This is a genomic window from Mesorhizobium sp. WSM2240, from assembly GCF_040438645.1.
In the GTDB taxonomy this organism is placed as follows: Bacteria; Pseudomonadota; Alphaproteobacteria; order Rhizobiales; family Rhizobiaceae; genus Allomesorhizobium.
This window is the reverse complement of the sequence record NZ_CP159253.1, coordinates 2,000,575-2,011,180: the sequence shown is the minus strand read 5'-3', so window position 1 is coordinate 2,011,180 and position 10,606 is coordinate 2,000,575. Positions and strand designations below refer to the sequence as shown.

Annotated in this window: 10 protein-coding genes; 6 read left to right on the top strand and 4 right to left on the bottom strand. The window is 59.9% G+C overall.

Going from position 1 to position 10,606, the window contains the following annotated elements; all coding sequences use genetic code 11:
• Positions 1 to 201 precede the first annotated feature (201 nt).
• Positions 202 to 1,308: a phage tail sheath subtilisin-like domain-containing protein gene (locus ABVK50_RS09610; RefSeq protein ID WP_353641774.1), complete on the top strand. Its 1,107-nt coding sequence runs from the start codon at positions 202 to 204 to the stop codon at positions 1,306 to 1,308.
• A 570-nt stretch (positions 1,309 to 1,878) separates the two neighbouring features.
• Here ABVK50_RS09610 and ABVK50_RS09605 read toward each other — a convergent pair.
• Positions 1,879 to 2,394 carry an SRPBCC domain-containing protein gene (locus tag ABVK50_RS09605; RefSeq protein WP_353641775.1) on the bottom strand — a complete coding sequence of 172 codons (516 nt, stop codon included), beginning with the start codon at positions 2,392 to 2,394 and terminating at the stop codon, positions 1,879 to 1,881.
• Positions 2,375 to 2,737, bottom strand: a complete 363-nt coding sequence (locus ABVK50_RS09600) for a helix-turn-helix domain-containing protein (RefSeq protein WP_353641776.1) — start codon at positions 2,735 to 2,737, stop codon at positions 2,375 to 2,377. The genes ABVK50_RS09605 and ABVK50_RS09600 overlap by 20 nt, the downstream gene beginning before the upstream one ends.
• Positions 2,738 to 3,854: 1,117 nt before the next feature.
• On the opposite strand from ABVK50_RS09600, the gene ABVK50_RS09595 reads away from it, so the two are divergent.
• Complete coding sequence (locus ABVK50_RS09595; RefSeq protein WP_353641777.1) at positions 3,855 to 5,144, top strand: cytochrome b N-terminal domain-containing protein; 1,290 nt, start codon at positions 3,855 to 3,857, stop codon at positions 5,142 to 5,144.
• Positions 5,144 to 6,676: a mechanosensitive ion channel family protein gene (locus ABVK50_RS09590; RefSeq protein ID WP_353641778.1), complete on the top strand. Its 1,533-nt coding sequence runs from the start codon at positions 5,144 to 5,146 to the stop codon at positions 6,674 to 6,676. The genes ABVK50_RS09595 and ABVK50_RS09590 overlap by 1 nt, the downstream gene beginning before the upstream one ends.
• A gap of 101 nt (positions 6,677 to 6,777) precedes the next feature.
• Here the strand turns inward: ABVK50_RS09590 and ABVK50_RS09585 are convergent, their stop codons facing one another.
• Both ABVK50_RS09585 and ABVK50_RS09580 read right to left on the bottom strand, forming a co-directional pair.
• Positions 6,778 to 7,209 carry a DUF1810 family protein gene (locus tag ABVK50_RS09585; protein WP_353641779.1) on the bottom strand — a complete coding sequence of 144 codons (432 nt, stop codon included), beginning with the start codon at positions 7,207 to 7,209 and terminating at the stop codon, positions 6,778 to 6,780.
• Between the two features lie 43 nt (positions 7,210 to 7,252).
• Positions 7,253 to 7,534: a GNAT family N-acetyltransferase gene (locus ABVK50_RS09580; RefSeq protein WP_353641780.1), complete on the bottom strand. Its 282-nt coding sequence runs from the start codon at positions 7,532 to 7,534 to the stop codon at positions 7,253 to 7,255.
• Positions 7,535 to 8,034: 500 nt separating this feature from the next.
• Here ABVK50_RS09580 and ABVK50_RS09575 point away from each other — a divergent pair, with 500 nt between their 5' ends.
• The 3 genes from ABVK50_RS09575 to ABVK50_RS09565 all read left to right on the top strand — a co-directional run bounded on the left by ABVK50_RS09575 (position 8,035) and on the right by ABVK50_RS09565 (position 10,545).
• Complete coding sequence (locus ABVK50_RS09575) at positions 8,035 to 8,814, top strand: alpha/beta hydrolase (RefSeq protein WP_353641781.1); 780 nt, start codon at positions 8,035 to 8,037, stop codon at positions 8,812 to 8,814.
• A 69-nt stretch (positions 8,815 to 8,883) separates the two neighbouring features.
• Positions 8,884 to 9,636, top strand: a complete 753-nt coding sequence (locus ABVK50_RS09570) for an SDR family oxidoreductase (RefSeq protein WP_353641782.1) — start codon at positions 8,884 to 8,886, stop codon at positions 9,634 to 9,636.
• 87 nt (positions 9,637 to 9,723) lie between these two features.
• A complete protein-coding gene (locus ABVK50_RS09565) occupies positions 9,724 to 10,545 on the top strand; it encodes an alpha/beta hydrolase (RefSeq protein WP_353641783.1) in 822 nt (273 codons plus the stop codon).
• Positions 10,546 to 10,606: the final 61 nt, after the last annotated feature.

Sequence of the window (10,606 nt, the reverse complement as noted above, 5' to 3'; positions counted from 1 at the left end):
CAAGTCCGGTTCGCATTTTCTCATGACCAAAGCCTCCGGCGAGTCCGACAGGTGACAGCCGTGCGGACCAATCGACTCCGAGCGATAGACTTAACATGGTCTGGTTTGATCTTTAAATAGAGGTGCCGCCGTCCAAGGTAAATTCTTGGTTCATGCCGACGCATGTTATCGGGTCTAGGTCTTACATCGGAAGGTTTCAACGTGGCTCAATCGATTAAAGGGGTCTCGACGTCCGTCGCCGCATTTGTTGGCTATACAAACGAAGGCCCAGTCAATGACCCGGTTCGGATCCTCAGCCTTGCCGATTTCGAAGGGACGTTCGGCCCGACCGACCCTGCCAGCGGTCTTTCGTATTCGGTCGCCCATTTCTTTCTGAATGGTGGCGCTGAGGCTTGGATCGCGAGAGTCGTGGGAGCGGGCAACGCAGCTGACCCATCCGCCGCCGAAATTATAGGCTCCCAACACGACAAGAGCGGCATGTTTGCGCTGGACAAGGTCGATCTATTCAACCTCCTGATAATTCCCGATCGATCCGAACCTGCCGTCCGAAGCGCAATGATTGCGTACGCCGAGCGGCGACGCGCGTTTGCTATCCTCGACTTGCCTGGGGAGATTGACACTCTTGCGGAGGCCAAGTCCTGGATCTCCCACAATGGCGCCTCGCGGCATGCTAATTCCGCCGCTTACTTTCCCCGCATTCTAGCGCAGGACCCGGCACAAGGGGGGCAGGTTCGCTCATTCGCAAATTCAGGCGCCATCGCGGGCGTCTATGCGCGCGTGGATCAGCAGCGCGGCGTGTGGAAAGCGCCCGCTGGTACCGAGGCGGCAATCAGAGGTGTCGCAGGACTTGGCTATGGCCTGACTGACGCCGACCAAGGTGAAATCAACCCTCTGGGTTTGAATGCGCTGCGCAATTTCCCTATTCATGGAAACGTTGTTTGGGGATCTCGAACGCTCGCTGGGGCTGACACCCTTGCTTCCGAATGGAAATATATTCCCGTCCGTCGAACGGCATTGTTCGTTGAAGAGTGCCTCTATCGTGGACTGCAATGGGCTGCGATTGAGCCAAACAGCGAGCCGTTGTGGGCGCAGATCCGGTTGAGCGCGGGGGCCTTCATGCACGGCCTATTCCAACAGGGCGCATTCCGCGGAGTCACCGCAAAGCAAGCCTACATCGTTAAATGTGATCGCGAGACGACAACACAGGCTGACATAGAATCTGGGTTGCTGATCGTCGAAATCGGCTTCGCGCCGCTCAAGCCGGCGGAATTTGAGTGGCTGCACATCAAGATCCAAATGACCGAGTAGACGCCAATGGCCTTTTGCATGCTGAGTGTCGTGCCGCTCGTGCTGGAGGAGGAAGGCGCGTTCCATACCGCATGGTACTGATGCTCCAAGGTCCTGTGTGGACGGCTCCTGCTCACGGCATCTTGATGCCAAAAGTGTGGAAGCTGTCGCGACAACGAGCCAAGGGAGCCACCCACCTCATTCGCAATGAGTCGGTAGCTGTCCTTGGCCAGCAACCTGAACAGGCGACCGGATTTCCGGCATGGCGCTCCAATGCAGACGGTCCGCTCGGGCCCAACGGCCGCCAGCCAGCAACGCGCACAAATCTCGTCGTCAAAGCTGCGTTCGCCGATCTCCAAGAGCGGACAGTGCCTATGACCTGTCCGAGTGCCAGCAGATTATTTCGGCCTACGCGTTAAATGCCGCCGATCCACCATCCAGTTGCAGCATAGGATGGCGTGCCGAACGTCGCCATGCAGGGCTTCGAGCTCGCGGATCCGAGCCGCGGTCTTGTCGTCGAGAAGGACGACGACCTCGTCGGTCCTCCTCCGCGTAGCAAATGCCAGGCGGCCGACCGCGAGATCGACGACTTCATGACTGTCCCACGCCCAGCGTGACGAGAAGCTCGTCCAGTTGCTCGAACGTCTCGGCCATCGCGTCCGCCGCCCCGGTGCCGGCAGCGTCGAGAGCTTCCTTCGAGGGATAGAGCTCGTGCATGACCAGCAGCGTCTTGCCACCTTTTTCCTCGAAGGTCACCGTGGTGACGGGTCCACCGTCGCCACCTTCGTCATTGGTCCATACGAGGCGCGAGTGCGGTGTCACTTCGATATACCTACCGAAGAACTCGTCAGGTTTTGAGGCATCGTGGCCGAACACCAAACGGTACCGGCCCCCGACACGAACATCCATCTCGCACGAACGCAGGAACATGCCCATCGACTTCGGCACCCACCACCGCTTGAACAATTCGGGCTTGGTCCACGCCTCGAACACGATGCGCGCCGGGGCGTCAAAGGTTCGCGTAACGACCAGCTCACGATCGGACTTCCGCTCCACCGTTGTGCGGTTCTTCATGGGGGTGGGCTCACTATCTCTTTTTTCGTCCATCGAGTTTCTCCTTCCGTTTCAATTCCTCGACCACCTTGTCCAACTCGTCGAAGCGTGCGTCCCAGAGCTGGCGGTACCTCTCGATCCATGCCGCCTCTTCCTCCAGTCTGCGCAGGCCGAGTTTGCAGGTCCGCACGCGGCCGATCTTCTCCGTGGTGACGAGCTCCGCCTGCTCCAAGACGCCGACGTGCTTCTTCATGCCCGTGAGGGTCATGTGGAACTTCTCGGCAAGCTCCGTGATCGAAGCGTCTGCACGTCCGAGCTGCTCCAGAACGCCGCGTCGGGTGGCGTCCGAGAGCGCGGCGAACGAGGCATCTAAGCGGGCCTGGGTATACTGAACCATGTAGTTCAGTATTTAACAGACGAATTGGCGGAGTGCAACGGGCGGCCCAGCGCGCCGCGTGCCCGCCGCCTTCGCTCCAAATCGACCTCATTTCGATGCAGATTCGATCGACCCGGCGAACCATTCCGACCAGATGATTTAAGGCCGCATTGCGCCGCAATGTCGGCCATAGAGGCAAGCTTTGGCCGTGCCCGGAAGCAGACATCGCGGGTGACCATGCGGGAGGTCGTGGTCGCGCCATTGGAAGACGTTGGTCCCGGATCGCCTCGGCGTCGGGAATGTGCATCGTTAGCGGACAATGCAATTCGTGGTCTTTGGAAGGAAACTATTTTTTTTCTGTTTCGCCGGCGTTTGTCGCCGGATTCCCGCGGCGGATCATTTGCCCTTCGAAGAACGCACGCCGATCGTTGAAAGGGTTGGTTGTTGCGTTCTGACGTCCGAGGCGCTGGCGCACGGTCGAGGAGTACCACGACACTGGACGATCCCGGGGGAATGCGAGCAACCAGAAGGCCAAGTTCGTGTCAGTCAGGTCCGACGGCACAGCAGACCGGAGCGCTGAAGGGCACGCCTTATCCCCTACGCCTAACCAACTACCGGACGGACATCGACCAGGCCGTCATCGCGGACGTCGAGGCGACTTGCGGCAAGTTCGTATATCGGCGGCGCGGCCATTCATCGATGATCCGGTTTGCATGGTGTCCCCGACAGTCGACCCCATACCTTCAATCAGGACATTACAAACCAAGGCATCGAGCGCACGCGTCCTCGGCACGATGGCTCACACCTCAGAAAGGATGGCATGGTTGGGTCGTCTGCAACCCGGCATAAGGAAGTCGGAAATGACGCTACGTTTCGCCCTTTCGAAGTTGCTGCCGATCGGTTTGAGACTCTGGGGCGTCGAGACAGAAATACCGTTGGCGGGTCGCGACAGTAGCCCGGACGAGTTTGCCAGGGCGGCGACCCGGCGAACTTACATACTCGGCGGGGTCAAAGTCTCCGTCTCCCCCAGCCGTCTCACGGCTCGCGAATAAGTCGTCTCCGCTGTCTTGGAAGGGCAACTGGCCAAGAAACCTCGCAGCGGTCGGTGCTGGAATTCAGAAAACGGGGGAGCAACGCGATGAGCGGTGGACATTCGACCTATACGCCCAAGACCGGAATCGAGCGCTGGTTCGATGCTCGCCTCCCGCTGCCGCGGCTGGTGTACGATTCCTTCATCGTCTATCCCGTCCCGCGGAACCTGAACTACGCCTATACGTTCGGCGGCATTCTTTCGATCATGCTGGTTTCGCAGATCGTCACCGGCGTTGTGCTGGCGATGCACTATGCGGCCGACACAACGCTCGCCTTCAATGCGGTCGAGAAGATCATGCGCGACGTGAATTCCGGCTGGCTTTTGCGCTACCTGCATTCAAACGGCGCGTCGTTCTTCTTTATCGCGGTCTATATCCACATCTCCCGGGGCCTCTATTACGGCTCCTACAAGGCGCCGCGCGAACTGCTGTGGGTTCTCGGCTGCACCAACCTTCTGTTGATGATGGCGACGGCCTTCATGGGCTATGTGCTGCCTTGGGGACAGATGTCGTTCTGGGGCGCTACCGTCATCACCAGCTTCTTCACCGCCATCCCGCTGGTCGGCGACTGGATCCAGCAGCTGCTGCTCGGCGGCTTCGCGGTCGACAATCCGACCCTCAATCGCTTCTTTGCGCTGCACTATCTGCTGCCGTTCATGCTTGCCGGCGTGGTAATCCTGCACATCTGGGCGCTTCACGTAGTCGGCCAGAACAATCCAACCGGCGTCGAGGTAAAGTCGACGGCCGATGTCGTGGACTTCACGCCCTACGCCACCGTCAAGGACGTTTTCGGGATTCTGATCTTCCTGCTCGTTCTGGCCTATTTCGTCTTCTACATGCCGAACTATGTCGGGCATCCTGACAACTACAACGTCGCCGACCCGCTGAAGACCCCTGCCCATATCGTGCCCGAATGGTACTTCCTGCCGTTCTACGCGATCCTGCGCGCCATCACCTTCAACATCGGGCCTGTCGACTCCAAGCTCGGCGGTGTGCTTGCGATGTTCGGCGCCATCGCCGTATTGTTCTTCGTCCCCTGGCTCGACACGTCGAAAGTGCGCTCGGCGGTCTACCGGCCCTGGTACAGATGGCTCTTCTGGCTGTTCGTCGCGAACGCCATCTTCCTTGGCTGGCTGGGGTCGCGGCCTGCGGAAGGCATCTATGTTGTCTTGTCCCAGTTGGCGACGCTCTACTATTTCGCCTTCTTCATCGTCGCCATGCCGCTGCTTGGTCTGATCGAGACGCCGCGTCGGCTGCCGAACTCGATAACCGAAGCAGTTATCGAGAAAAAGGCCGACCAGCCGGGCGTGACGGCCGGGCCGGAGACCATACGCTGATGGTCGAACTGCTTCCGGTCAAGAACGGGTGGAACGCTCCCCTTATCTATGTCGTGTTGGTCGGCCTCGCCGGAATTGTCGTCTGGCGCTTTATTCCGGAGCGTTTCTCCAACGCGAGGCTGATCACTCAGATCGCCTTTTTCCTTACGATGTCGGCCATGCTTCTTGACGGAGCCGTCGTCCCGTACGAACCGACATCGGATAATGAGACAACCGCCGGAGCCATCCTCATCGGATCGGTCAAAGTGCTCTGGTGGCTTCACCTCGCCTGGGCGTTGATCGGCTTTGTCCGCTTCTATCTCGTCTTCGAGGGGAAGCCGCGCGAGGCACGTCTTCTGCAGGATCTGGTCGTCGGCGCCGTCTACGTTGGAATGCTGCTGTCGATCCTCGCATTCGTCTTCGCCGCGCCGGTCAGAACGCTGATCGCCACGTCGGGCGTCTTCGCCATCATCCTGGGGCTGGCACTCCAGAACACGCTGAGCGACGTATTTTCAGGCATCGCGCTAAATCTCGGCCGCCCCTATGTGCTTGGGGACTGGATCGTTCTGAGCGACGGTACCGAAGGCCGCGTTGTCGAAACCAATTGGCGATCGACCCATCTGCTCACCTTAGCCCATAACGTCGTAGCGCTTCCAAACAGTTTTCTCGCCAAGCTTGGCTTGACCAACGTCAGCAGCCCCGAGGAGAGCCATGGGTTGTCCCTCACCATAAGGCTGGCGCCGACCAAGATGCCGGCCATCGTCGCAGAAATCATGAATGCGGCTTTACAGAGCAGCAACACGATCCTGAAGGAGCCGCCGCCCGTGGTCGCTGTCAGAGGTCTGGACGCGACAGCGATCGAGGTCGGCTTGTATTTTCGTGTCGCAAATGTTGGCCAGCGCATTGCAGCGAGAAACGAAATTTTCGATCTCGTCTATCGCCATTCCAAGTCGGCTGGATTGCTGCTGGCTATGCCGCCTTCCTCATCGATTGTCATGGGCGAGTTGCCTACCGAAGAGACGGCGCATCCTCCGCGCATCACCCCGATCGAACTCATAAGGGCCATACCGATATTCTCGATGCTGACGGAGGACGAGCAAGAGGCTCTCGCCGCAACGACCTCGGTTCGCACCTACCGTAAGGGCGAAATCATCGCACGGCAGGGCGAGATGCTACCGTCTCTGATGATCGTCCGGGCAGGCGTCGTCGTCCGACAACGGGGCGAGGACGATGCTCGCATGCAGGAAGTCGGTCGACTTGCGCCGGGCGACTTCTTCGGTGAGACGGGTTTGCTCGCCGGCATTGGCGAGACGTCGACATTGCGGGCAATGAGCCACGTCGTGGTCTACGAAATCGACCAGCAAAGCTTTGCTCCATTGCTACTCGATCGGCCCGAAATGGCTGAAGATCTTGCGGCGATCCTGTCGAACAGGATGTCGGGCTTCGGGGACAGCGACGCCGCCGGACAACCACACATGAGTTCGAAATTTGCGCTGCACAAAACCATTCAGACGGTTTTTCGCGCCGTGCAGTTCAGGCGCGTTTTGGGCTGAATATCGATGCTTGATCAAGCCGTCCTGATATGATCACGGACCGAATACGAACTCTCCGCTTTCCAGATTACGGAATGCGGCCACCAGGCAGAGGTCGGACACTACGACATCAGGTTGAGCTGGATCATGGTCTCCTCGTCGAGCAGACCGTCGAACCAGACGTCAAACATAGTCTCCAGCAGGAACTCGTCGCTGCTTGCTTCGGAAAACAGCGTCAGTGACGCGTGCAATTTCCGCGCGTCAGCATCGCCGAAGACGGCGCCAGCACTTACGTTCGAGAGCCGTTGCAGTGTACCAACGCATTCCCGATAGCGACCTCCCAGCAGCGGAGATGAGAGGTAGGCGCTGGCTTCATCGAGGGACGTAATGGCGAAAGGTTCAGGCGCCGCGTCGCTTCGTTTGCATGCCAGCCTCGGAAAGATGAACTCCATGTAGGGGGTACACATCATTCCTCGACGTAGAATACGGATCGCATCGCCGTAGACTCGGTTCTGTGCACGGACGAACCTCTGCAAATTATATTCATCGCTCATTTTCGCTCACCCTATTTCCAAACAGCAACAATTTCGCCTGCAATCATCCAGCGACGATGTCCGCGTGCTCCGGGTGCTTGACGAAGAACCGGCTCATGAACGGGCACTTCAGAATCGCCTTGCGGCCAGTTTTGCGGAGCAGCTCGAACGTGCCGTGCGCCAATCGCGATCCGATCCCTTGCCCAGAAAATTCCGACGGAACTTCCGTGTGGATCAGAACAATTCGCCCGTCCTCGACCCGGTAGTAGGCCGCAGCGAGCGCTCCGTCGGCGATCGGCAGCTCGAAACGACTTTCTTGAGTATTTTCGATGACGTTCGCATTCATTTGCGAGCCCCTCAAAATTGTGCGCCGCGTTCTTCTGCGGCTGAGTGGTTTCAGCGGCCATCGCCCTGTCGGTATGAGATCCCTTTTGATCGGTCGACACTTAGCGGCTTAGTCATGTGAAGACGCTATATTGGCGGGGATTTGCGGTCGATTGGATCGAGGGTGAGGGCTAGCCATACCGCGGTATATGTCTTGCTGCAGTCTCGGTGGATTGGCCCGTCACATCAGCGTTGCGAGCGATGGGCGCTCCTGCCGATGGAAGTGATCAAACTGCCAGCGCGGACCTCGCAGAGTTCGGTGCTGACCATTTGCCCAATGTCCGATCGACCAATACCTGGGATACTGCCCTCGGCTTACCTGCCGATCAGAGTTTCCCAACTCTTGGTGCAGCGGTCCTAGACCTTCGCATCGCACGACAGATGCTTCCGTCGGATAGTTTGGCCGGCGCCTCCGTCGCATTGTTTACAGCGTTGGCCACCCCGGCCCATGCGGAGAAGACGATGTGCAAACTTATAGGAACGATGACGCTCGCTGCGTCGCTTGCTCTTGCCGGAAGCGCCTCTGCGCAAGTCGCTGAGAGCAAGCCGACGATCGTGCTGGTACACGGGGCCTTTGCGGAATCAGCGAGCTGGAACGGTGTCATCGCCGAACTCAACAAGGATGGCTACCGTACGATCGCCGCGGCCAACCCGTTCCGCAGTGTTTCGGGCGATGCTGCGGCCTTTTCGGCCATCGTCGGATCACTCCCCGGACCGGTCGTGCTGGTGGGGCACTCCTATGGCGGCCCGGTCATAACCGAGGCAGCGAACGGAAAGAACAATGTGAAGGCGCTGGTCTATGTGGCCGGGTTCGCGCCGGATACCGGTGAGTCCAGCCTTACGCTTGCCGGAAAGTTCCCGGGCAGTACGCTGGGCGATGCGCTTCTGCCGGTGGCACGGGCCGATGGAGTACGGGACCTCTACATCCAGCCGGAAAAGTTTCACGAGCAGTTCGCCGCCGACGTCTCAGTGGCGCAAGCCAGCCTGATGGCGGCAACCCAGCGCCCGGTCACGGACGCCGCTTTGGCCGAGCCCTCCGGCGCCGCCTCCTGGAAGACAATTCCGTCCTACGCGATCTACGGCTCGGCCGATCGCAATATCCCGCCGGCGGTCATGAAGTTCATGGCCGAGCGTGCGCATGCGGTGAAGACCGTGGTCGTTGAGGGCGCATCTCACGCACTGATGGTTTCGCATCCCGACAAGGTCGCCTCGCTCATCGAGGACGCCGCGAAGGCAGAGTGAAAGAGCGCCTGCCGCATGGTCGGCTAAGTGAGGCAACCCAACCTTAACAAGCGAACAAGGAGGTTCGACATGAAAATCGTCGTCATAGGCGGCACCGGGCTCATCGGATCAAAGACCGTTGAGAGGCTGCGCAAGAAGGGCCACGAAGTGTTGGCGGCATCGCCGAATTCTGGCGTCAACACGATCACTGGCGAGGGCCTGGCCGAGGCCGTGGCGGGAGCCCAGGTCGTCATCGATCTGGCGAATTCGCCCTCGTTCGAGGACGAGGCCGTTCTGGAGTTCTTTGAGACATCCGGCCGGAACCTGCTCTCTGCCGAAGCATCGGCTGGTGTGAAACACCACATCGCGCTCTCCGTCGTAGGGGCTGAGCGCCTGCCTAACAGCGGCTATCTGCGCGCCAAGATGGTTCAGGAGAAGCTGATCAGGGATTCCGGGATTCCCTATACCATTGTCCACTCGACGCAGTTCTTTGAATTCCTGGGCGGCATCGCTCAGTCGGCAACGATCGGGGAAACCGCCGCCCTGCCATCCGCTTATTTTCAGCCGATCGCGTCTGACGACGTCGCCGACATCATGACCGACGTGGCGCTCTCCGCGCCGACCAACGGCGTAATCGAGATCGCCGGGCCCGAACCGGTCCGCATGAGCGACCTTGTCGCGCGGTTCCTGAAAGCGACCAACGATCCGCGCAAGGTGATTGCGGATCCCCACGCGCGCTATTTCGGCACGGAACTCGATGACAGGTCGCTTGTCCCCGGCGACAACCCGCGCATCGGCGCAACGCGCTTCGAGGACTGGTTCAGCCACGCTGCGCTCCAGTGACACTGATCCGCATCCGCCGCGGCCCGCGCGCGTCACCCCGATGCCGCGCGGGCCTCAGGCTTCCCACCCAAGCAACAGAACAAGACGATGAGCACGATAACCACCAAAGATGGTACGGAAATCTACTACAAGGACTGGGGCGCTGGCCCGGTCATAACATTCTCTCACGGCTGGCCGCTGAATTCTGACGCCTGGGACGGACAGATGCTCTTCCTCGTGCGGAACGGGTTCCGCGTGGTCGCACACGACCGGCGCGGACACGGCCGGTCGAGCCAGGCCTCCTCCGGGAACGACATGGACGGCTATGCCGACGATCTCGCCGCCGTCATCGAGGCGCTCGACCTCAAGGACGCCACTTTGGTGGGTCACTCCACAGGCGGCGGCGAGGTCGCTCGTTACATCGGTCGGCACGGGACCAAGCGGGTCGCCAAGGCGGTTCTCATTGCTGCCGTTCCTCCGATCATGCTGAAGACCGAGGCCAATCCGGAGGGCCTGGCGATCGAGGTCTTCGACGGTATTCGTGCCGGCGTCGCCGGCGACCGGTCGCAATACTACAAGGAACTGGCGGTCGCCTTTTACGGCGCAAACCGGCCGGGCGCGAAAGTCTCGCAAGGCATGCTGGATCAATTCTGGCTGTGGAGCATGCAGGCAGGCATGAAGAACGCCTATGAATGCGTGAAGGCGTTCTCCGAGACGGACTTCACCGAAGACCTCAAGAAATTCGATGTCCCGACGCTGGTCCTGCATGGGGAAGACGATCAGATCGTCCCAGTCAAGGATTCGGCCCGGAAGTCGGCGAAGCTGATCAAGGGCGCCAAGGATGTCTACTATCCCGGCGCTCCACACGGCATCACGGCCACGCATCAGGATCAGGTCAACACCGACCTGCTTGCCTTCATCAACTCATAGGCTCGAGCTGCACCCTCCTCAAGCGAGAGCCAGATCGCCGGCCGGCGCCGCCCCTCCGGCC

What these genes read in the sequence shown, in the direction of transcription:
- ABVK50_RS09605 (WP_353641775.1), bottom strand. Translation starts at nt 2,394, where the DNA reads ATGGACGAAAAAAGAGATAGTGAGCCCACCCCCATGAAGAACCGCACA.
- ABVK50_RS09600 (WP_353641776.1), bottom strand. Translation starts at nt 2,737, where the DNA reads ATGGTTCAGTATACCCAGGCCCGCTTAGATGCCTCGTTCGCCGCGCTC.
- ABVK50_RS09595 (WP_353641777.1), top strand. Translation starts at nt 3,855, where the DNA reads ATGAGCGGTGGACATTCGACCTATACGCCCAAGACCGGAATCGAGCGC.
- ABVK50_RS09590 (WP_353641778.1), top strand. Translation starts at nt 5,144, where the DNA reads ATGGTCGAACTGCTTCCGGTCAAGAACGGGTGGAACGCTCCCCTTATC.
- ABVK50_RS09585 (WP_353641779.1), bottom strand. Translation starts at nt 7,209, where the DNA reads ATGAGCGATGAATATAATTTGCAGAGGTTCGTCCGTGCACAGAACCGA.
- ABVK50_RS09580 (WP_353641780.1), bottom strand. Translation starts at nt 7,534, where the DNA reads ATGAATGCGAACGTCATCGAAAATACTCAAGAAAGTCGTTTCGAGCTG.
- ABVK50_RS09575 (WP_353641781.1), top strand. Translation starts at nt 8,035, where the DNA reads ATGTGCAAACTTATAGGAACGATGACGCTCGCTGCGTCGCTTGCTCTT.
- ABVK50_RS09570 (WP_353641782.1), top strand. Translation starts at nt 8,884, where the DNA reads ATGAAAATCGTCGTCATAGGCGGCACCGGGCTCATCGGATCAAAGACC.
- ABVK50_RS09565 (WP_353641783.1), top strand. Translation starts at nt 9,724, where the DNA reads ATGAGCACGATAACCACCAAAGATGGTACGGAAATCTACTACAAGGAC.